The sequence below is a fragment of the Acetomicrobium sp. genome (assembly GCF_059026225.1).
The window spans coordinates 446,117-467,895 of the sequence record NZ_JBWQOQ010000007.1; the positions used below are offsets into that span (position 1 = coordinate 446,117).

At 43.7% G+C, this 21,779-nt stretch carries 20 protein-coding genes and 1 pseudogene; all 21 read left to right on the plus strand.

Going from position 1 to position 21,779, the window contains the following annotated elements; all coding sequences use genetic code 11:
- Positions 1-68: 68 nt before the first annotated feature.
- The 21 genes and pseudogenes from clpX to ispG all read left to right on the plus strand — a co-directional run bounded on the left by clpX (position 69) and on the right by ispG (position 21,751).
- Positions 69-1,352, plus strand: a complete 1,284-nt coding sequence (gene clpX, locus AC5SXE_RS06645; protein WP_303882084.1) for an ATP-dependent Clp protease ATP-binding subunit ClpX — start codon at positions 69-71, stop codon at positions 1,350-1,352.
- A 48-nt stretch (positions 1,353-1,400) separates the two neighbouring features.
- The gene (locus AC5SXE_RS06650) at positions 1,401-4,067 is read left to right on the plus strand and encodes a valine--tRNA ligase (RefSeq protein WP_493916972.1); all 2,667 of its coding nucleotides are present in this window, start codon (positions 1,401-1,403) and stop codon (positions 4,065-4,067) included.
- 11 nt (positions 4,068-4,078) lie between these two features.
- On the plus strand, positions 4,079-5,338 hold the full coding sequence (locus AC5SXE_RS06655; RefSeq protein ID WP_493916973.1) for a bifunctional folylpolyglutamate synthase/dihydrofolate synthase: 1,260 nt from the start codon (positions 4,079-4,081) through the stop codon (positions 5,336-5,338).
- A gap of 177 nt (positions 5,339-5,515) precedes the next feature.
- The gene (locus AC5SXE_RS06660; RefSeq protein WP_303882078.1) at positions 5,516-6,505 is read left to right on the plus strand and encodes a Gfo/Idh/MocA family protein; all 990 of its coding nucleotides are present in this window, start codon (positions 5,516-5,518) and stop codon (positions 6,503-6,505) included.
- 142 nt (positions 6,506-6,647) lie between these two features.
- Entirely contained in the window at positions 6,648-6,833 is a 186-nt protein-coding gene (locus AC5SXE_RS06665; protein ID WP_493916974.1) for a hypothetical protein, read from the plus strand.
- A 32-nt stretch (positions 6,834-6,865) separates the two neighbouring features.
- Positions 6,866-7,087, plus strand: coding sequence for a flagellar biosynthesis protein FliR (locus AC5SXE_RS06670; protein WP_310849773.1), 222 nt, complete (start codon positions 6,866-6,868; stop codon positions 7,085-7,087).
- Positions 7,088-7,134: 47 nt separating this feature from the next.
- The gene (locus AC5SXE_RS06675) at positions 7,135-8,946 is read left to right on the plus strand and encodes a hypothetical protein (protein ID WP_303881683.1); all 1,812 of its coding nucleotides are present in this window, start codon (positions 7,135-7,137) and stop codon (positions 8,944-8,946) included.
- Positions 8,947-8,973: 27 nt separating this feature from the next.
- Positions 8,974-9,915 carry a methylmalonyl Co-A mutase-associated GTPase MeaB gene (gene meaB / locus AC5SXE_RS06680; RefSeq protein ID WP_493916975.1) on the plus strand — a complete coding sequence of 314 codons (942 nt, stop codon included), beginning with the start codon at positions 8,974-8,976 and terminating at the stop codon, positions 9,913-9,915.
- A gap of 4 nt (positions 9,916-9,919) precedes the next feature.
- Positions 9,920-11,018, plus strand: a pseudogene (gene upp, locus AC5SXE_RS06685) (uracil phosphoribosyltransferase).
- Positions 11,005-11,910 (plus strand): glycosyltransferase family 4 protein, encoded by a 906-nt coding sequence (locus tag AC5SXE_RS06690; RefSeq protein ID WP_493916976.1) that lies wholly within the window; start codon positions 11,005-11,007, stop codon positions 11,908-11,910. The pseudogene upp and the gene AC5SXE_RS06690 overlap by 14 nt, the downstream one beginning before the upstream one ends.
- Before the next feature lie 49 nt (positions 11,911-11,959).
- Positions 11,960-12,760 (plus strand): non-hydrolyzing UDP-N-acetylglucosamine 2-epimerase, encoded by an 801-nt coding sequence (gene wecB / locus AC5SXE_RS06695; RefSeq protein WP_493916977.1) that lies wholly within the window; start codon positions 11,960-11,962, stop codon positions 12,758-12,760.
- Complete coding sequence (locus AC5SXE_RS06700) at positions 12,672-13,091, plus strand: UDP-N-acetylglucosamine 2-epimerase (protein WP_493916978.1); 420 nt, start codon at positions 12,672-12,674, stop codon at positions 13,089-13,091. The genes wecB and AC5SXE_RS06700 overlap by 89 nt, the downstream gene beginning before the upstream one ends.
- Positions 13,092-13,097: 6 nt before the next feature.
- Complete coding sequence (gene murA / locus AC5SXE_RS06705; protein WP_493916979.1) at positions 13,098-14,393, plus strand: UDP-N-acetylglucosamine 1-carboxyvinyltransferase; 1,296 nt, start codon at positions 13,098-13,100, stop codon at positions 14,391-14,393.
- A 28-nt stretch (positions 14,394-14,421) separates the two neighbouring features.
- Positions 14,422-15,537 carry a histidinol-phosphate transaminase gene (gene hisC, locus AC5SXE_RS06710; protein WP_493916980.1) on the plus strand — a complete coding sequence of 372 codons (1,116 nt, stop codon included), beginning with the start codon at positions 14,422-14,424 and terminating at the stop codon, positions 15,535-15,537.
- Positions 15,521-16,360 (plus strand): Asp23/Gls24 family envelope stress response protein, encoded by an 840-nt coding sequence (locus AC5SXE_RS06715; protein WP_493916981.1) that lies wholly within the window; start codon positions 15,521-15,523, stop codon positions 16,358-16,360. Before hisC ends, AC5SXE_RS06715 begins: the two co-directional genes overlap by 17 nt.
- The gene (locus tag AC5SXE_RS06720; RefSeq protein WP_493916982.1) at positions 16,353-16,991 is read left to right on the plus strand and encodes a uracil-DNA glycosylase; all 639 of its coding nucleotides are present in this window, start codon (positions 16,353-16,355) and stop codon (positions 16,989-16,991) included. Before AC5SXE_RS06715 ends, AC5SXE_RS06720 begins: the two co-directional genes overlap by 8 nt.
- The gene (gene uppS / locus AC5SXE_RS06725; protein WP_323721468.1) at positions 16,958-17,683 is read left to right on the plus strand and encodes an undecaprenyl pyrophosphate synthase; all 726 of its coding nucleotides are present in this window, start codon (positions 16,958-16,960) and stop codon (positions 17,681-17,683) included. The genes AC5SXE_RS06720 and uppS overlap by 34 nt, the downstream gene beginning before the upstream one ends.
- A gap of 5 nt (positions 17,684-17,688) precedes the next feature.
- A complete protein-coding gene (locus tag AC5SXE_RS06730) occupies positions 17,689-18,492 on the plus strand; it encodes a phosphatidate cytidylyltransferase (protein ID WP_323721469.1) in 804 nt (267 codons plus the stop codon).
- Positions 18,489-19,655 carry a 1-deoxy-D-xylulose-5-phosphate reductoisomerase gene (gene dxr, locus AC5SXE_RS06735; protein ID WP_493916983.1) on the plus strand — a complete coding sequence of 389 codons (1,167 nt, stop codon included), beginning with the start codon at positions 18,489-18,491 and terminating at the stop codon, positions 19,653-19,655. Before AC5SXE_RS06730 ends, dxr begins: the two co-directional genes overlap by 4 nt.
- A gap of 6 nt (positions 19,656-19,661) precedes the next feature.
- Positions 19,662-20,699, plus strand: a complete 1,038-nt coding sequence (gene rseP / locus AC5SXE_RS06740; protein ID WP_493916984.1) for an RIP metalloprotease RseP — start codon at positions 19,662-19,664, stop codon at positions 20,697-20,699.
- 5 nt (positions 20,700-20,704) lie between these two features.
- Complete coding sequence (gene ispG / locus AC5SXE_RS06745; RefSeq protein WP_493916985.1) at positions 20,705-21,751, plus strand: flavodoxin-dependent (E)-4-hydroxy-3-methylbut-2-enyl-diphosphate synthase; 1,047 nt, start codon at positions 20,705-20,707, stop codon at positions 21,749-21,751.
- Positions 21,752-21,779 lie beyond the last annotated feature (28 nt).

The window sequence follows — 21,779 nt, forward strand, 5'->3', positions numbered from 1 at the left end:
ATGATTGGTTATTCTTCGCGGCCGGTCAAAATATTTCTACGGGACCTCAAGGAGGAAGGAAAAAGGAAATGCCAAAGGGTAGTGACAAAGATCCTAAAAGGAAGGGGCTTCGATGTTCCTTCTGTGGAAAAGATCAGGATGAGGTTGGAAAGATCATAACAGGACCAGGTGTTTGCATTTGCAATGAATGCATTCATTTATGCAATATTATCTTAAATGAAGAAAGAGGAATTTTACACACTATAGATTGCCGTGAGAGAGATGTTTCCAAGACTTTCGTATTGCCAAAACCCGCCGAGATAAAAGCTTATTTGGACCAACATGTCATAGGACAAGAATACGCCAAAAAAGTCATCTCGGTTGCAGTGCATAATCACTATAAACGTATTGTCAAGCACAAAAAAAGCGAAAGCGACGTGGAGGTTCAAAAAAGCAACATTCTCCTGTTGGGGCCAACGGGATGCGGTAAGACTTTATTGGCCCAGACATTGGCTGAAATATTAAATGTACCCTTCGCCATTGCCGATGCTACAACCCTGACTGAAGCGGGTTACGTGGGCGAGGACGTTGAAAACATCTTGGTTAGATTACTGCAAAACTGTGATTATGACGTGGCTTTAGCGGAAAAAGGAATAGTCTACATAGACGAGATCGATAAAATAGCCCGCAAGAGCTATTCGCCCTCGATCACGCGAGACGTATCGGGCGAGGGTGTACAGCAAGGTCTTCTTCGTCTGCTTGAAGGGACTATTTCCAGCGTTCCTCCTAAGGGAGGAAGGAAGCACCCTTACCAAGATTTCATCCAGGTCGATACGTCAAACATCCTCTTCATTTGTGGCGGGGCTTTTGGAGGCATAGAAAACATCATAGCAAGAAGAATCAACAAAAGAGTCATCGGATTTGGCGGCGATATAATAGGCACTAAACAAAAAGCATCGTGGGATATATTAAGGGAAGTGCAGCCCGAGGATCTAATGACGTACGGATTTATCCCGGAATTTATTGGCAGGCTTCCGGTAATTGTTCCGCTGGAAGGTCTTGATGAAGATGCATTGGTGCACATAATAAGAGAGCCTAAAAACTCCTTACTGAAACAGTACAAAGAACTTTTCAGCTACGAGGGAGTGGAATTGGAATTTACGGAAAAAGCTTTGCGGGCCATCGCTCGCCAGGCTCAGAAAAGAAATACTGGTGCAAGAGGTTTAAGGTCGATCATGGAAAAGGTAATGCTCGACATAATGTACGAGTTGCCCAATATATCGAACGAAGTTGCAAAGGTGAGGATCACCGAAAAGTGCGTTTTGGAAGGAGCATCTCCAGTATACATATCGAGAGATGAAGAAGTAGCCTAACGCTGCGTAAGGCATAAAACTTAAGATATAAGGAGAGACCATTGCAAAATGCGGGCTGACGATATGCTTATTCCAAAGGAGTACGAACCTAAAGAGATAGAGCAAAAGTGGTATGAATGGTGGCTAAAAAGAGGGCTTTTTCACGCTGAGGTCGACGAAACTAAAAAACCTTTCAGCATGGTCATACCGCCGCCTAACGTAACGGGATCGCTTCACATGGGACATGCGTTAAACAATACCCTGCAGGACATTGTATGTCGCTATAAGCGCATGAAGGGATTCAATGTACTGTGGATTCCCGGAACGGATCATGCAGGCATAGCTACGCAAAACGTTGTAGAGCGAGAATTAGCCAAAGAGGGCATTCAAAGAAAAGATATAACCAGGGATGCCTTCTTAAAGAAGGTTTGGGAGTGGAAACACGAATACGGTGGCAGGATTATTTCGCAGCTAAAGCGGCTGGGGGCCTCTTGCGATTGGACCAGAGAACGCTTTACTATGGACGAGGGTTTGTCTAGGGCTGTCAGGTGTGTGTTTGTACGTTTGTATAAAGAGGGACTCATATACAAAGGCAAGTACATCATTAATTGGTGCCCGCGCTGCCATACGGCTTTATCTGATTTAGAAGTTGAACATGTGTTAACAAAAGGAAAACTTTATTACGTTGCCTATCCCATCGAGGGCGAAGAAGGTTCAGTAGTGGTCGCCACAACACGCCCCGAAACCATATTGGGAGATGTTGCAATAGCAGTAAACCCCGATGACCAAGAAAACACCGGATTAGTAGGCAAAAAAGTAAGGGTCCCTATGACAGACAGAATTGTACCCATAATCGAGGATCAGATGGTCGATCCATCCTTTGGTACAGGATTAGTCAAGATAACTCCGGCCCACGATCCCAACGACTTTTTGGTTAGTGAACGACATGAACTCAAACTTATTCAAGTTATCGATGCAGATGGTCGCATGAACGAAAACGCCGGTCCCTATAAAGGTATGGACAGATTCGAGGCAAGAGAAGCAATCACGAGGGACATAAAGGCCGCCGGGTTGTTGGTAAAAATCGAAGACCACGAACACGCCATCGGACATTGCTACAGGTGCAATACAGTTTTGGAGCCCTTCTTGTCGGAGCAGTGGTTTGTCCGCACCGAACCGTTGGCCAAAAGAGCAATAGAAGTTGTTAAGGAAGGTCAAATTCGCTGGGTACCTGAACAATGGACCAACACTTACTACCAATGGATGGAAAACATCAGGGATTGGTGCATCTCAAGACAGCTTTGGTGGGGACACAGAATTCCTGCTTGGACCTGCGATGAATGCGGTCATGTCACGGTTTCAGAAGAAGATCCGATCTATTGCGAAAAATGCGGTTCAAAAGAAATAAAACAAGACGAAGACGTATTAGACACTTGGTTTTCAAGCGCGTTATGGCCCTTTTCCACCATGGGGTGGCCGGATGATACGCCTGAACTTAGATATTTTTATCCTACATCGCTCCTTGTCACGGGCTTTGACATAATATTCTTCTGGGTAGCCAGAATGATAATGATGGGATTGAAATTCATGGGAGACGTACCATTTAGGGATGTATACATACACGCCTTGGTACGTGACGAAAAGGGGCAAAAGATGAGCAAATCCAAGGGCAACGTAATAGATCCCTTGGACGTCATAAACGAATATGGAGCTGACTCGCTCAGATTTACCTTGTCTTCGCTAACAGTTCAGGGACGTGACATCATCTTAAGCGCCCAAAAAATAGAATCCTGCAGACATTTCATGAACAAGATCTGGAATGCAGCGCGCTTTGCCTTAATGAACTTAGAGGGTTTCGAGGGAAACGGAAGGATAGCGCATAAAAGCGATCTCAGACTCCACGACAAATGGATCCTCATGCGCGCCAACCAAGTCACCAAGGAGGTCACTGATTTTCTTGAGGGCTACTTTTTCGGCGAAGCGAGCAGATTGCTTTATGACTTCGTATGGGGAGAACTCTGCGATTGGTACATCGAGATGGCAAAGCCCGCGTTAAAGGAAGAAGAAGGCAGCGACAGAAAGGTTGCCTCGCAAGAAATACTTTATTACGTCTTCAGGAAAGTTCTTCTGCTCCTTCATCCCTTTATTCCCTTTGTAACCGAGGAATTATGGCACATATTCGGCTTTAGCTCGAATTCCATAGAAGAAGAGTCATGGCCATCAGTGGAAGAAATGTTCGATGAGACTACAACAGCACTACTTGCCAAGGAGATGTACATAGTTCAAGAAACCATTCGGTCGGCTAGAAACTTAAGGGCGGAAGCCAACGTAGCTCCTCAGGTTGTAGTGCCTCATTTGGCTTTTGATCCCACCGATGAGACAGCCGCTAAGGTGATCGCCGAAAATGAAGACATGATAAAACTCATGTCGAAGGTTGGCCAAATTAGCTTTGTCTCAAGAAGGCCGAGGGGCTCCTTGGTTTCAGTGCTACCTTGGGGCAATGTCTACTTGATAGTAGGCGATATCATAGATATACCTTCTGAGATCGAAAGACTGAAGAAGGAAAAAGAAGAGTTGGCATTAGAGGAACAAAGAAGCTTGTCGAAGCTATCCAATGAATCTTTCTTGCAAAAAGCTCCCAAAGAGGTGGTGGAAAAAGAGAAGGAACGCCTGAAGAAAGCAAGGGAACGCATTGAGAGGATTGATGAAAACATTACTTCGCTTAAAGAAAGTTAAGGCGATCCGAAATGGTCGATAAAGATATTGTGAAAACCTTTGATCTCTTGGAGCAGGACATTTTAAACGAATCAAGCCCGGGCATTCGCCCGGGCTTGTCACGGATAGCAAAGTGTTTGAATTCGCTTGGCAATCCACAAAGAAATTTTAAAGCAATTCATGTATTGGGCACCAATGGGAAGGGCTCGACAGCATCGACGCTTGCAAGCATTTTAACCAGTTCAGGTTTAAAGACAGCATTATATACTAGCCCTCATTTAATACATATGGGCGAGCGCCTACGCATTAACGGATCTGTCTTGAGCCCACAAAAGTGGTGTGATGCTTGGCATAAAGTCAGGGAATCGTTGCAAGTCAATTCTACAACAGAAACACGCCCAACAGCATTCGAACTCATGACTGCCATTAGTTTTTTGATCATGGCGAATGAAAACGTAGACGTCGCAGTTGTTGAAGCAGGCATGGGTGGAAGACTTGATGCTACAAATCTATTGGGTAATGTGATATTGTCCGTTTTTACATCGATTTCCCTTGATCACACAAACTTTCTAGGCGATACGCTCTCACAAATAGCTAGCGAGAAGTTTGCCGCTATAAGACCCATAATCAAGGCACTTTATGTTGGCGGCCAAGCAAATGGCATAGAAGACATATTCGTCGCTCGTTGCAAAAAGATAATGTCTGAGGGTCACTTATTTTCGCGAGAGTGTGTTGTAAGACCATGGCATATTTCTATAGACGGCGTGGTATACGATCTGTGGACTTCTCGTGGACATTATTTCGATGCCTTGGAAACAAGATTAGCAGGTGCTTACCAAATTCGTAACACCGCGATAGCAGCTTTTGGTGCAGTTCTTTTAATGGAAACCTTTCCAATGATATCGCACAAATCCATAAGGGAGGGTTTACTATCAGCTTCTTGGGCAGGCCGATTCGAAGTCCTGAGGCTCAATGGGGGTAAAATACTTATATTAGACGGGGCGCACAATCCTGAAGGAATGGAAGCACTGGCTACTTCACTAAAACTGGCACTGCCAGCCAACGAAACTTTTGCAATCATTATGGCCATGATGAAGGACAAGAACTGTCGAAGGAGCTTTAAGGAAATTAGCAGATTTGCCGATTCGAAAGTTTATATGCACCGAGGTGCCCAATCTCGAAAGAAGCATGACTTCGAAAACCTTGGCAGCCATCGCAAAGGACATCTTTCCCAACTCATCAGTTCAAATAGAACCCGAAATAGAAAATATCTTAACCAAAACACTGTATGATAACCAATGTAAATACATAGTGATATGCGGCAGCCTTTACCTATTGGGAGCAATAAAAAAAATGATATATTTGAATGAAGATTTTCTTTCTTGCGTAAGGCCAAAAACATGAAAATAAAGTGATAATGGTAAAAGAGGCTTTTAAATGTGGACTCAATTACAAGAGGTGAGTAAAACATGAATCCATTGCGTGTGGGTGTCATTGGGGTGGGTCATTTGGGCTATCACCACGCAAGGATATACACCGAGCTTTTGGAGACCAAGCTGGTGGGCGTGATGGACATCGATGAGGAAAGGGCTGCTTCCGTGGGAGAGACTCTTCAAGTGCCATATTATGGTAATTTAGACCAATTTTTAATGAAGGCCCGTCCCGATGCCTTGAGCATAGTCGTACCTACCGTGGCACATTACGAGGTGGCAAAAAAGGTTATGGAAAAAAATATCCACGTGCTCATAGAAAAGCCGGTCACCAAGACAGTGAATGAAGCCGAAGATCTCCTCAAGATTGCCGCCAAAAGAAACCTGGTGCTTCAGGTAGGACATATAGAACGTTTTAATAGCGCCGTACAATATGTGAGGGGTATCTGTAAACCACCTTTTTATATTCAAACAAGGAGGTTGGGCCCTTTTTCCTCTAGAGTTGCCGACGTTGGCGTAGTTTTGGACTTGATGATTCATGATATTGACATTATTTTGTCTCTGGTGGGTTCCGAAATAAGCGAGATTTCGGCATATGGGCGCTCTATATATACTGAACATGAAGATATCGCTTCTGCCCATCTTACCTTTAAGAACGGCACTATTTCCCATATATTGGTGAGCAGGGTTTCCGAAAAGAGACTTAGAACGCTTGAAATCATGGAAAAAGAGCGATACATAACTCTTGATTACGAGAGTCAAGACGTGTCCATACACAGATGTATTAGAGACAACGGAATGGGATTGATGGAAGTAATAGAACATCCTGTATTTCCGAAACACGAACCGCTTAAAATGGAGTTGCAACATTTTATATCCTGCGTTAGAGAGGGAAGGCAACCGATGGTCGGCATAGCTGATGGCAAAAGAGCCTTGGAGGTGGCCATTGAGGTTTTAAGACAGATACATAATAATCAGATACATAATAATATGGTAAGCCAACAAAAAAGCATCAAAACATCGCACTAAATAAAACTAGTCTTTATGAACTTATTTGCTAGTGAAGCAACGTTAAAGTAGCTTTTCGCCAGTTTTGTTTATTTATGACGGAGACTGTTGTAGAATAGAGGGAGAAAGAGGCTCCCTCTATTTATTATGAGGTGATGCAACCTTGACGAAAAGAAAAAGGTGGCAACAAAACAGCCTTGCTCGTCAAATCGTCATTTTATTGATAGTTGTCATAGCTGCTCTATCGGTTGTGATTATTGCATGTACGTATTCTAGGCCTGACAGGGTTTTTATGGAAAATATAATTTTAAAACTCATATATGAGAAACACTCAAAGGGACTTCATTAATATTTTTTTAAGATAGAGGTGTCAGTCGTCTCATGTTTCGCGCAATTCCCGATGTGAATATACAAGCATTGTTGGCCTTGGGGCTTTTTCTGGCCTCTTTGCTAATCGCAAGGATCATTAATAATATCAACTCGAAAAAGTGGCCAGGTGGAGCATTATGGGTGTTTTATTTGCGAGTGCTTCTGGGCTTCATGCTTGCTGCTTCAGTGGTTCTGGGATTTTATGCCTTCGCTGGGATAAGCATACTGAACTGAACTTAAACCAAATTCAGCTAGGTTCAGCTATGACGTGGGGTGATATAATGCGAATTGCCATTATTTTACTTATTTTGCTTTTTAATATATTATCATGTGCAGATGCTAGTGTAACCTACACTTTGCCGGAGGTCAACAAGATAGAAGCCGAAAAACATATGGTAGCTGCAAGGCGATATTTTTTAAGCGGAGATTATCTCAATTGCATTGAAGAATTAAGTGCAGCCCAACGAGAAAATATTTATCTGGTAGGCGTGTATCTTTTAAGATCCTTATGCGAAAGGCGTCTGGGCATGTGGGATAAATCGTTAACATCTATACACTATTATTTGGAAGTTGAAAGCGCAGACGTACGTGCCAGGTTAATTGAAGATCAAATTGAAAAAGAAAAGAGTTTTTTAAAGAATGTATTGTCAGGTAAAATCGAAGTCAATTCGATTCAGGCATATAAACAACCTTTCTCATTATTCTACAATCTTCCCTTGGGTTCAAAGCCGAAGACAAAAGCCCTAGGAAAAGCAAGCTCTTTCGAAGGTAGGTTGTGGATCTCTGATACGGAAGGCAATAAAGTTTTTATGATCGAAAGAAACAAAAAACCGGTCCCATTTGACATTGACAATCCCGTTTCAGTAGTGCCCTTGGATTTTGACGAGGCGATTATCGTAACCAAGGAAGGGCAGATATATAAAGTCAATGTGAGTGAAAACAACAAAAACCTCGAACACATGCACGTTAAAAAGGTGGCAAGCCTTCCTATAATTGCCTCGGATGCTGTTGTCATAGGCGAAAAATTTATACTTGTGGGCGACGTAAAAGAAGGCAAATTAACGTGTGTCGATCTTGAAGATGGAAATATTTCATATACTTGGACGCCAACGGATGAAGGACGTTTTGAGCCACTGGCTTTGTCTTATGGCGGCTACTTGGTAGCCATTGCGGATAGGGGATCCAACTCTGTAATCTTCATGGATCCTTGGGCTAAGGAAGTCGTTTTTAAAGAGCAAGTAGAACTTTTAAGAGATGTAGAATGGATTTCACCAATAGATTACGTCGTCTTGAGCGAGGATGGATCACTATACATAGGAAACATCTTAAAAGATTCGCTAAAAAAACCTATCGAAGAAAAACTCGAAAACTGCTGGTGTTTAGCAAGGTATGAAGATAAAATTATAGCGCTTGATACGGCTTTGAAAAACACCTTTTTGATCGAGCAAGTTTTAAAATTAGAAAATCTCATCGCCTTTGCTAACTTATATATGTTGGAAAAAGGGCCCGATCTCGGTTTTTTACGCTTAAAGGCCAATTTAAATATTCCCGCAATTTCTAATTATGAGCAAAAGACCCCTTCCCTTATAGTGGGTTTTGGCGAAAACTTCCTCCCAAGCAAATGGGAACGAAAAACTTATATGAACCAAAAGCCAGTCCTTGAGATTGCTTTGGCAGATAACTACGAAATTTTTTTAAGGAAAATCTATACCGTTGGCAACGTGTGGCCTTCCAGACTTGTGATGAAACAAGGACCCCATCTTTCTGGAATAACTGACGATTTTGTGCTAATGTTGGCAGGGTTAAGTCTCAGAGAAGGCATAGCCATTGATTTGCACATGAAAGACGGACCATTGCCATTGAGTTTGACAATGCTTTCGTACATATCGGGAGGAAAAATTAAGTTCTCCTCGTCACATCAAAGCGATGACTCTAAGTCAATGGGACTTGAAGGGGAAGTTTTTGTAAGCCTCCCCGAAAAGAGCATTTTGCTCAAAGCGGTTGTTTTTGAGCCGCTTTTGGCCGTTTTCGGGAATATAAACGGCATCCCCTTCCGAGACTGGATCCCCATGGATTTTTTATTCAACTACTAACTAATGCAACCGATAGGAGGATTAACTATGAACTTTCTTGTAAGAAAAGCGTTAGATGGAGATCATCGTGCAATAGCAAGGTTAATTTCATTGGTTGAGAACGAGTCATCCTTTGCGAGTCAGATAATGAAGGAGCTATATGCGTACACTGGGAATGCCCACATTATAGGGATAACGGGAAGCCCGGGAGCCGGAAAAAGCACTCTTTTAGATAAGTTAATTAGCAGTTTCAAAAAACTTGGCAAAAAAATAGGCGTCATAGCCGTAGACCCAACAAGCCCTTTCAGTGGTGGTGCAATTTTGGGCGATAGACTCAGGATGCAAAGTCATGCATTGGATCCAGACGTATTCATAAGAAGCATGGGTACCCGGGGATCCCTTGGAGGGCTGAGCAGGGCCGCATACGAAGCTGCTATGATATTAGACGCCTGTGGCAAGGATGTAATATTTATCGAAACAGTGGGCGTGGGCCAGTCTGAAGTGGACATAGTGAAAATTGCCGATACTGTTTGTTTACTCCTCGTTCCCGGCATGGGCGATGATGTTCAGATAATGAAGGCGGGTATAATGGAGATAGCTGATGTATTCGTCATTAACAAGGCAGATCGCGAGGGTGCCGATAGACTAGTTGCTGAAGTCAACGTTATGCTAGATCTCTGCGGGAGCATGGCGTGGAGGCCCCCGGTAATTGAAACCATCGCCGAGAGCGGCGAAGGGATAGAAGAACTTTCTAAGGCTTTGTTGGACCATAAAAAATACTTATCTGAAAGTGCCGAAGGCAAAAAGAGGTTCACAACAAGAATAAAGATGGAAGTCGAAGAAATTTTAAAGCGAGAGATAGCAAAGATAGTGGAAGAAAAGTGGAAAGAATGCTGCGATGAGGATTTGATAGATGCACTATCTGCCCGAAGGATCGACCCTTACACAGTAGCTGGCAAAATTCTGGGCGATATTTTTTCGAGGGGGTAGTAAGGTGAAGGCCGTTCTTGGAGCTGATCATGCCGGCTGCGTTTTAAAAAATGCAGCTAAACAATACTTAATTCAAAGAGCAAATAGAAGTGTTGGATTTGGGGACCGATTCAGATAAGGAACCAGTTGATTATCCTGATATCGGAATAAAGGCTGCGAAAATGGTAGCCAACGGGGAGTGTGACCGCGGCATTCTATCATGTGGCACCGGCATAGGAATGTCGATTGCAGCGAATAAGGTTCGCGGTGCATACGCCGCTCTTTGTACCAATACTTACATGGCGAAGATGAGCCGCCTCCATAACAATGCAAATATCTTGGTGTTGGGAGGCAGAGTTATAAATATCGATGAGGCTTTACAGATTATAGATGTTTGGCTTGAAACGCCCTTTAAAGGAGGCAGGCATTCTAGGCGCATTGAAAAGATACAAGCACATGAAGATAAGGTTTTCTTAAGCAATATAAATAATTCAAATGGACGGGTGGTAATCGTAGATCATCCCTTGGTACAACACAAACTGGGGATTATACGAAACGTTCAAACCAGCGTCAAGGAATTCAGAGAGCTAGTAGAAGAAATTGCCGGATTAATGGTGTATGAGATAACCAGACATCTACCCGTAGAGGAAATCGAGGTGGAAACACCATTGGCAAAAGCGCAAGCCAAGACGATCGCTGGCAAGAAGTTGGCAGTTATCCCCCTCTTACGAGCAGGACTTGGAATGATTCAAGGCATACTAAAACTCATCCCCAATGCTAAGGTCGGACACATAGGAGTTTACAGAGACGCAGTAACGCTACAGCCTGTTGAATATTACTGCAAGTTGCCTGGAGATATAGAAGAAAGAGATATTTTCATTGTCGATCCAATGCTTGCCACTGGGGGTTCCTCTACTTTGGCTATAGATTTGATAAAAAGACGGGGTGGAAAGAAGGTAACTTTGGTATGCTTGCTAGCGGCTCCTGAAGGGTTAAAAAGAGTGCAGGAATCACACCCTGACGTCGACATTTATATGGCTGCACTAGATGACCATCTGGACGAACATGGCTACATAGTGCCCGGATTGGGAGATGCTGGCGACCGATTGTTTGGAACGAAATGACAAGATCATGATCGAGATGGGAATCTCAATGCTTTTTGCTTTCATATGGGGATGGGCGGTGACAAAGATCGCCGTACCAATTTCTATACGATATAACATTATCGATATGCCCGAAAAAAGAAAGCTCCATAGCGAGGCTACCCCTAGAGGAGGGGGTATAGTGCTTTGGAGCGGATTGCTTTTATTTATCCTTTTATGTCACGGTCGTATCGACGTCAATCTTACGCTCTTTGCGTGGTGCGCAAGTGCAGTATTTATGGTTGGATATTTGGACGACATGAAAAGTTTGTCACCAATCTTGAGGCTCACATTGCATTTGCTTGCCTCAACCATAGTTTTGATCCCCTTGTATAAAAACGGCAACCTGCCCCTTTGGGGTTGGCTTGTTGCATCGATATGGATAGCCGCCATGATAAGCGCTTATAATATGATCGATGGCATGAATGGCTTGGCACTTTGCATTTTCGCCATAAGTTCATGTATCTTTCTTTATACTTTTAAAAGCATCTTTTGGGCTTTTGGGATTGGAATTACACTTGGCATATTACCGTGGAATTACCCGAAGGCGAAGACATTTTTGGGAGATGGTGGAAGCACGTTACTCGGATTTACTCACTCTTGTTTGCTCTTGTATTGTCTTTTTGAATCCAATGCTTTGACAAAATCTTTCATTTCCTTTTGTGTATTTTTAGCTTTAGCAGGTGGGATCCCATTTTTAGATATGTCCTTTGCTGTACTCCGTAGGATCGCAAAGGGTATTTCCCCATTTTCTCCAGACAAAGAACACATACATCATCGCCTTGTTCGAAGAGGTTTATATCCTTTTATGGTGTTGATTTTTATGGTGTCTTTTCATGCGATATTGATTACTCTGAGTTTGAAGATTTTTTAAGCTGCCCGTCCTATCCTGCAAGATTATTATGACAGCTGGAGGTCATTTTATGTCAACGATTTGTTGTATAATAGGCACTCGTCCCGAAGCTATAAAAATGGCTCCGGTGATATTAAAGTTAAAGGAGCGAGGACTGCCCTGTTTCGTGTTGGCCACTGGCCAGCATACCGACCTTTTAACCCAGGCATTAAAAACTTTTAACATAACCCCCGATTGCAACCTTTCTATCATGAAGAAAAAACAAAGCCTGGACTATATCACGTCTGCTGTATTGACAAAGGTGGGATGTGTGCTGGATGAAATAAACCCCGAAATCGTACTGGTGCATGGAGATACTACTACTACATTCGCATCGGCCTTAGCTTCTTTTTACAGGAAAATTAAAGTGGGTCATGTAGAAGCGGGGCTTAGAAGTGGTAATCTGTACCTTCCCTTCCCCGAGGAGGCCAACAGGGTTATGGTCGATAAACTTGCTACCTTTTGGTTCGCTCCTACTGAAATGGCAAAAAGCAACCTCGTACAAGAAGGCTGCGATCCAACAAGGATTTGGGTAACCGGTAACACCGTGGTAGACGCCTTAATGATGGTCAAAAAACTGAACAAGGATCCCAAATTTTTAAAGGAGAAATTGCCCCTTGACGTTCCGCTCTTGCTAGTAACGGTTCACAGAAGGGAATCTTGGGGCAAGCCTCTTGAAGCCGTCTGCAAGGCTATAATGGAAATAGTGAAGGCTTATCCCCGACCTTTGGGTTATAATACCCATGCACAAAAATCCACTCGTCAGAGAAACTTGGCAAGAACATTTGAGCTACCATCCCAGGGTCATTTTGTGCGATGCCTTAGAGTATGATGATTTCGTCTGGGTTATGGATAAAAGCACCCTGATATTGACCGATAGCGGTGGCATTCAAGAAGAGGCTACCACTTTAAAAAAACCGGTTTTAATTTTAAGGGATGTCACCGAAAGGCCAGAGGCCTTAAGTGCAGGAACCGCTTTGCTCGCTGGAAGGCAACCGTCAAACATCGTCGAGCTTGCACTTAAAATCCTGCAGGATGACGAATTCAAAACAAAGCTTTTGTCCAAGGCAAGTTTTCCCTTCGGCGAGGGGAAGGCTGCTGATATCATCGTCGATATATTAAGTGAACATATAAAGGCAAACAAGCCTTGTTCTAGGGAGTGAGAGAAGATGAAAGCAAGCTTGGAATCTGGTCTTATAGCGATAAAAGGGGGAAGTCCTTTAAGGGGAGAGGTAATAGCTCAGGGGTCAAAAAATGCTACACTGCCCATTATGGCTGCTTCTCTTCTTTTGTACAACGGAAAGATTAGCCTCCGCAACGTACCAAAACTGTTAGATGTACATACCATGAGTGAGCTTCTCATAAGTTTAGGTGCCAAAGTCGATCGTGATGATCACACCATGACCATTGAGATACAAGATGAACTCGCCTGGGAGATGCCTCCTTCGCTCGTAAGAAAGATGAGAGCTTCCTCCTTGGTATTGGGCCCGCTTCTTGCCCGTTGCGGCAAAGTAATATTGCCACTTCCCGGGGGCTGTGCCATTGGCAGTAGACCCATGGATCTTCACTTTAAGGGTCTTTCCAAGATGGGAGCTCAAATAACACTGGACAAAGGTGCTGTAATAGCGAAGGCAAACAAACTTGTGGGAACTAGAATTTATCTGGACTTCCCATCTGTAGGAGCGACCGAAAACCTACTCATGGCGGCCGCATTAGCCGATGGTGAAACTCTGATTGAAAATGCTGCCAGGGAACCAGAAATAGACAACTTAGTCAGAGCTCTTAGAAAAATGGGAGCTGTTATAGAAGGAGAAGGAACAGGTATATTGCGCATCAAAGGCAAAAAAGAATTGAATCCTGCCTCTATAACCATAATACCAGATCGCATCGAGGCTGCAACATATCTTTTGGCTGGCGTGATAACGCATGGTGATGTTGCAATCAGGGGAGTAATACCTGAACACCTAAACGCACTGCTAGCTAAATTAGACGAGGCTGGCATTGAAGTAATAAATAACGGAAATGTCCTGCGCGTGCTTAACCCTGGACGACCTAATGGCATAACGCTTAAGACCATGCCTTATCCCGGTTTTTCCACGGATTTACAGCCGCAGATGATGGCGCTTCTTTCCCTTGCAGATGGGACAAGCATAATACATGAAACCATATTTGAAGCTCGCTTCCTGCACGCAAGCGAGCTTCAAAAGATGGGCGCTCAAATTGAACTTCAGGGCAATACCGCGATAGTCCATGGTCAAGAAAATTTGATCGGGGCCGAGGTCTACGCTACAGACTTACGAGGAGGCGCTGCCCTTGTTTTGGCAGGCTTAGCGGCGGAGGGCGAAACTACTATTTACAATGTCGAACATCTCAAAAGAGGTTACGAAAATATGGTCGAGAAATTAACCCTTATAGGCGCACAGATTGACGAAAGAGCAGCAGAAGTCACGAAGGAAGATATATAATTAAAGACCAACGGCGGGAGATGTAAACATGAGGATAGATACTTTCATTCGTAAGTCAATAATGAACGTTGAGCCTTATAAACCGGGAAAATCAATAGGTGAGCTAAAGAGAGAATTGGGTTTGACTCATGTAGTTAGACTCTGTTCCAATGAAAACCCTTGGCCTCTTCCCAGTAGCGTCATTGAAGCCATAGAAGAAGCATCCTGTGAGGTTAACCGCTATCCCGATGCCGAAGCTTACTCGCTAAGAAAGGCTATCGCGAAGAAGTTAGGAGTTTCCATACAAGAGGTGATTGTTGGAACTGGCACCGAAGGAGTAACTTTTGCGCTTTTTCAGGCGTTGCTCGAAGAAGACGACGAGGTCGTGATCGCAAAGCCAAGTTACACGCTTTATAAACTAGCCGCATTAGCTCGTGGAAGTACTTGCATAGAAGTTCCCGTGGATCAAGACTTGAGGATAAGCGTAACTGACCTAATGGATGCCTGTACCAGCAAAACTAAACTGCTAATTTTATGCGACCCAAACAATCCAACGGGACTTTTCCTACCACGCTACGATCTCATGACACTTTCGGCTTTCTTAAATAAACATAACATTTTATTAGTCGTCGATGAAGCCTATGCAGAATTTGTGACTGATCCTGAATATCTTTGTGGAATAGAACTGTTTCATCAGATTGGCAATGTTTTGATATTGCGGACATTCTCTAAGATATATGGATTAGCTGGTTTAAGAGTGGGGTATGGTATCGTTCCAAAGCCCATTACAGAGGCATACGCCAAGGTGAGAAGAGTATTCGATGTTAACTCAATAGCACAAGCAGCGGCTATTGCCGCTTTAAAAGAAGATGACTATATCGAGGAAATCAGAGACAAAACATTACTCGAGAAGGAAAAGGTTACTAGAGCTCTTATTAATATGGGGGCAAAGGTAAGGGAAACTGTTACCAACTTTATTTTAATAAAGGTGGATGATGAACGTAAGATGTATGAGGCGTTACTGAGAGAAGGAATAATAGTACGCCCCGCAAGCGACTTAGGCTTGGAGGGTTACTTGAGAGTATCCATCGGGTTGCCTGAAGAAAACGAGCAGTTCGTAGGTATTTTTAGAAAGTTGATGATGCGACTTGACAACAGACTTTAAAGTCATTGCCTTCGTAGGTCCCGCAGGCACTGGCAAAAGCCAGAGGACACACTTTATAGCAAGGCAATTTGGGGCAAATTACATCATAGACGATGGTCTTTTAATCAAAGATGGGAAGATCGTTTGCGGAAAAAGCGCTAAGACCGAACAAAATCAGGTAAGGGCCATCAGAAGGGCCCTTTTTGAGTTTCCAGATCACAGAATCCAAGTTAAAAAAGTTCTTGAAAAAGCGGCACCTTGCACGATCTTGGTGGTTGCAACCTCTACAGATATGGCCCTTAAAATATGTAAGCGACTATCGCTTCCAGAGCCTGAACGATATATTTACATAGAAGAAGTTGCCACGCGAGAAGAAATAGAACAAGCTCTGAGGGAACGTCACGTTAAAAAACAACACGTCATACCAGTCGCTTACGTGCAAGTTAGGCGCAATTTCGCCGGCAAAGTTGTAGGTCGCCTTAAAACGTTTTGGTCTGCTTATGTGCGGGGTGGAGCAGATGAAGCAGAAAAGACGATTGTAAGACCACCCTTTAGCTATTACGGCGAAGTTGAGATAGGCCCTTATGCCATCGAGCAAATCGCCAGGCACGTAGCTTCTCTGGACTCTCAGGTGGTTGAAGTCAAAAGCATCAAGGTAAAGACCGAAGATGAGGGGATGGTCTCGATTAGCGTCTCGCTGACCGTGAGAACAGGTAGATACACCTTTCTAGAAGTAGGCGCTAAGGTTCAACGAAGGATTTTTATCGTCTTGCCTCTTTTGACCGGCTTGGACATAGGCGAAATAAACGTGCTGATCGAGGGATGGAGGGAAAATGATGGCTAAAATACTTCATTTTTTAACTGAAAATGAGATAGCTCAAAAAATAGATGAGACGTGGGAGACGCTAGAAGAAAAGGTTAAAGGGTGCGAGAAATGTCCCCTTTGCAAAAGCAGGACACAAAGTGTCTTCGGAGAAGGTGCAAAAAAGACCGAACTTATGTTCGTTGGAGAGGGTCCTGGTGCCGATGAAGACATGCAAGGGCTGCCTTTTGTAGGACGCGCAGGTCAATTGTTAAGCCAAATCCTAACCGCTGCGGGCATTGAAAGAGAAGAGGTATACATAACAAACGTAATAAAGTGTAGGCCACCCCAGAATAGAGTTCCTTCGGTGGAGGAATGCTCTGCCTGCAACGATTATTTGTTTGCTCAAATTTCACTTGTCCAACCCAAAATTTTGGTCACCTTGGGAAATACGCCAACCAAGTGGTTGCTCAAAACTACCCACGAAGGGATCACACAGCTAAGGGGTAAGTGGTTTGATTGGTATGGAATTAAACTTATGCCCATGTTTCACCCAAGTTACTTGCTCAGAAACCAATCGCGAAAGGTCGGAAGCCCCAGACATTTGACCTGGCAGGACATACAGGAGGTAAAGGCTCAGTGGGACAAAGTAAGGAGAACAAGGGAGAAGTAGTGCCCGCTCACATTGCCATCATCATGGATGGCAACGGAAGATGGGCGAGACAAAAACGACTGCCCAGGATAATGGGCCATTACGCTGGCGTTAAAGCTGTGGAAAAGACCGTAATTGCGGCGCTCGAGTTGGGCGTAAAACACATCTCGCTTTTTGCCTTTTCTACCGAAAACTGGAAACGTCCGAAAGGCGAGATTTATGGGCTATTTGGTCTATTTCGATATTTCATAAGGTGTAAAATTAAAAAACTTAAAGAGGAAAATATACGTCTGCGCTTTTCAGGACGCATAGACTTTTTGCCGGACAACTTAAAAGATCTAGTTAAATGGGCAGAAGGCGAAACAAAGGAAGGAGATAGACTGGATCTTGTAGTATGTCTAAATTATGGAGGTAGGCAAGAAATAATAGATGCCGTTAACAGAATTTTGGAGGCAAGTCCAAAGGATAACGACAAAGCAAAGGGGATAAATGAGGAGGATTTTAGAGACTATCTTTATCTTCCAGATTTACCTGATCCAGACTTAATCATCAGGACCAGTGGAGAAAAGAGGCTAAGCAATTTTTGGCTTTGGCAATCCTCTTACAGCGAGCTATACTTCACCGATGTCCTTTGGCCTGATTTTAATGAAGACGAGTTACGCAAAGCCATCGAGGAATATAAGAGTAGAGAAAGACGATACGGAGGGATTTGACCTTCATGAGCGAACTGCAAATTCGCACAATTAGTGGCGCCATCATAGTAATTTGTATACTTGGCGGAGTTTACGTGGGTGATCGTCTGTGGTTTGTTTTATCTTCAATCATAGCTCTGGCATCCCTGTGGGAATACTACAACCTCTTTTCCCGTTTTAGCCACGTATCAAAGGGTGTCGGTCTGATAGTGGGCGCAGTGATAATCTACCTGGCTTTCAGGGGACAATCCTTTTTGACCATAATCGTCTTGTTAGTTTTACAATCTTATGTTACTTTAGCTATTGAAATATTCAGGAGAACATCACAAGGTAAGAGTTCCGCTTTGTTAAACATGAGCGGCATATCAAGTGGGCTCATATTTATCGTATTCCCATGGTCGTTTTTGGTAATGCTGAGACAAAGACCCTTCGGCGGAAAGTTGTTACTTTCCCTATTCCTTTGCACTTGGAGTTGTGACGTGCTTGCCTATTTGATCGGAAGGAAGTTCGGCAAAACCCCCTTCGCGCACAATATCAGCCCCAAAAAGACTTTGGAGGGTTTTGCAGGCGGCCTTGTGGGAAGTCTCTTTTGTGCCGTGATTCTTTCGTTTTGCCTAAAAATACCGCCACTTCCATGGATATTGATGGGTGCTTTGGTCGGAGTTGGCGGCCAAATAGGTGATTTATACGAGTCTTTATTTAAAAGGGAAGTGGGCGTAAAAAACAGTGGCACTCTAATCCCTGGACACGGAGGATTCTTGGATAGGTTCGACAGCATACTCATTAACTCTACGCTGATATTTTTGGTTTTTGAGGTGATATTGAGTTGAACAAAAAGAGATTAGCCATCATTGGAGCCACTGGATCTATTGGCAGAGCTACCCTTGACATATGCAGGATGTTTCCGGAGACTTTCAAGGTCACGGCGTTGGCAGTCAAATCAAACTTAAAGGGACTAAAAAAACTAGAAGAGGAATTTCATCCGGAATTGTTGGTCGTTTTCGACAAATCCGCTGCATCAAGCTACATCCCTGTTTACGAGGACGTAAAGGTTTTGGCAGGTCAAGAAGGATTAATGCAGCTGGTTCAAGAAGAACTTGACCATATTGTATTTGCATCTTCCGGAACCGAAGCTATATTTGCCTTGGCAGCGGCGCTTAAAAAAGGAATCGAGGTCTCTTTGGCCAATAAAGAAAGTTTGATAGTTGGCGGACCTTGGATAATGAAAATGACTAGCTTTCCCGATCAGATCCGTCCTATTGACAGTGAACACAGTGCGATTTGGCAGTGCCTTTTGGGCGAAGAAAGAAATGAAATCGAAGAAATTATCCTAACGGCATCGGGTGGGCCCTTTTTACATTCGAGTTATGAAGAAATGAAAAACACATCTCCTAAAAATGCACTAAAACATCCCACCTGGAGCATGGGGGCCAAAATCACCGTCGATAGCGCTACCTTACTTAATAAGGGATTCGAAATCATTGAGGCCTGTTATCTTTTTTCTATGCCCCTTGAAAAGGTAGAGGCCATAATTCAACCTACCTCATTGATTCATGGTTGCGTGCGATTTTGCGATGGCAGTACAAAATTACTTTTGAGCAAACCGGATATGAGAATCCCTATATGCTTTGCCTTGTCCTATCCTAAGCGCCTGAAGATGAGCCCTGCCTTTTATCATCCGCGAATTAACAAGTGTGACTTGGATTTTTTGGAAATAGACGAAAGTAAATTCCCCTGCTACACTTTGGCAAGGAAAGCCTTACAAATGGGCAATGCCTATCCGCCAATTGTAGTAGGTGCAGACGAAATTGCGGTGGAAGCCTTTTTGACAGGGAAGATATCTATAGTAGATATTTCCCCCCTGTTGGAAAAGACGCTTTCATCTTACAATGGACCGTCGGATATAAACAGTTTAGAAGAAGCTATTTCTCTCGTGGATTTCGGTCGTTGCGAAGCAAGAAAACTGTGCCGCCTCTTTAGCGAAAGGAGATAGAGCTTTATGTTTGCCTTAGTTTCTTTCATAATAGTAATAGGAGTGTGCGTTGTTTCCCACGAGTTTGGCCATTTTCTTTCAGCAAAGTTATTAGGCGTTCAAGTACTCGAGTTCGCCTTTGGTATGGGACCGGCCATATTCAAAAAAAGGGGGAAAGAGACACTCTGGTCCATCAGGATCTTTCCAATAGGAGGTTTTGTCAGGCTAGCGGGTATGGGCGAAGCCCTGGACGATGAAACCGAGGATCCGGAAAGAAGCTTTAACGCCCAAAGCGCATGGCGCAGGTGGTTTATACTGGCTGCCGGTTCCATAACCAACGTTGTGCTGGCCGTAATAATTGCCACCTTCTTTTTATGGGGACATGGCGTGCTCGATATGGAACATGCAAGGATTGGCGAACTTATGCCCGGCTTTCCCGCCGAATCTCTGGGTCTTCGTACTGGTGACGTAATTCTATCAATAAACGATAAAAAGGTAACGACATGGCTTGAGATGGCTTCTACTTTAAAAACTTATGCTGACAAGCCCCTGACGATTGTGGTAGAACGCCCAGATGCAGGGCAGCTGGTATTTGAAGACGTAACGCTTAAACTAGACCCCACGACAGGTGCCTATATTTTGGGCATTAGACCCGCACAGGTCAGATATGAGGGTTTTTCTGCTTTCAAGTATTCATTAAAATACCTATGGGAAATGACCAAAAACATATTTAGTTCACTTATCATGTGGATATTCGGCGGTCAAAAGATCTACGTGACCGGTCCTGTGGGAATCGCCGAGATGGCTGGAGAGGCTGCGAGAAGCGGTTTATGGACCTTTTTATTCTTTCTTGGAATAATAAACCTCAATCTGGGATTATTCAACCTAATACCGTTCCCTGCACTGGATGGCGGAAGGCTGCTTTTTGTGACTATAGAAATGATATTCCGCAGAAAGGTGCCCGAATACATCGAACAAAAGGTCCATTTTATCGGGATGGTTGTATTGCTTGCTCTCATTGCTCTTATTACGTGGCAGGACATAACCAGGATCTTCAGTAGGTGATCTAAGTGTTGACGCAAAGGAAAACTGTAACTATTGAAACTCTTACAATAGGTGGAAACTCTCCTGTAAGGGTGGAAAGCATGTTAAAAACGCCCCTTGGAAACATCGAGGCTTGCGGGCAAGAAATAGATACACTAAAAGAAGAGGGATGCGAACTAGTCCGTGTAGCTTTTCCCGATATGACCTGCCTTGAGCCTTTAAAGGAGATTTTAAATATTTCAACGATACCAATAATGGCGGACATTCATTTCAATGTCAATTTAGCCAAGGCAGCTTTGGGGGCCGGGTGTAAAGCCATCCGAATAAACCCTGGCAATATGCCAAAAGATGGACTTGCCAACTTAATAAGCCTGGCAAGGGAAAGAAAAGCAGTAATAAGAATTGGATCTAACAGCGGTTCGATAAACAACTTTCAATTGGCGCGAGCTAAAGGAAATAGGGCAAAGGCACTTTTTTTGGCAGTAGAAGAACAGCTAAAAATTCTTGAAAATATGGGATTCGAAGATATTATAATTTCGAGCAAATCGACATCGATAGGCGAAACGATCGATGCAAATGTGATGCTTGCCAAACATTTTCCCCAATATCCTGTCCACATCGGAATAACAGAGGCAGGAGCTCTGCCCGAAGGGCTCATAAAATCAGCCGCCGGCCTGGCCTTGCTTTTGGCTCAAGGCATTGGCGATACGCTTAGGATCAGTTTGTCCGCGCCGGCTTCAGAAGAAGTTAAAGCAGGATATGCCCTGCTTCGGTCCTTGGGACTCAGAAAAAAAGGAGTGGAGATAATATCTTGCCCTACTTGCGGAAGGCGACGCTTGGACGTACCAAAGGTAGTAGATGAAATAAGGCCTTTGATAAAAGACTTGCCCGATGGTACGGTGGTAGCAGTGATGGGATGTGAGGTAAACGGTCCTAGGGAAGCCATGGAAGCGGATATAGGGATCGCCGGGACGCCCGATGGGATCATCGTCTTCAAAAAGGGTGAGGTAATAAAGCATTTGGCCAGGGATGACCTAAGAAAGATTGATCTGTTTTTTAAAGAATTGTTGTAAACCATTATAACTTGACAGATGGCCAAGC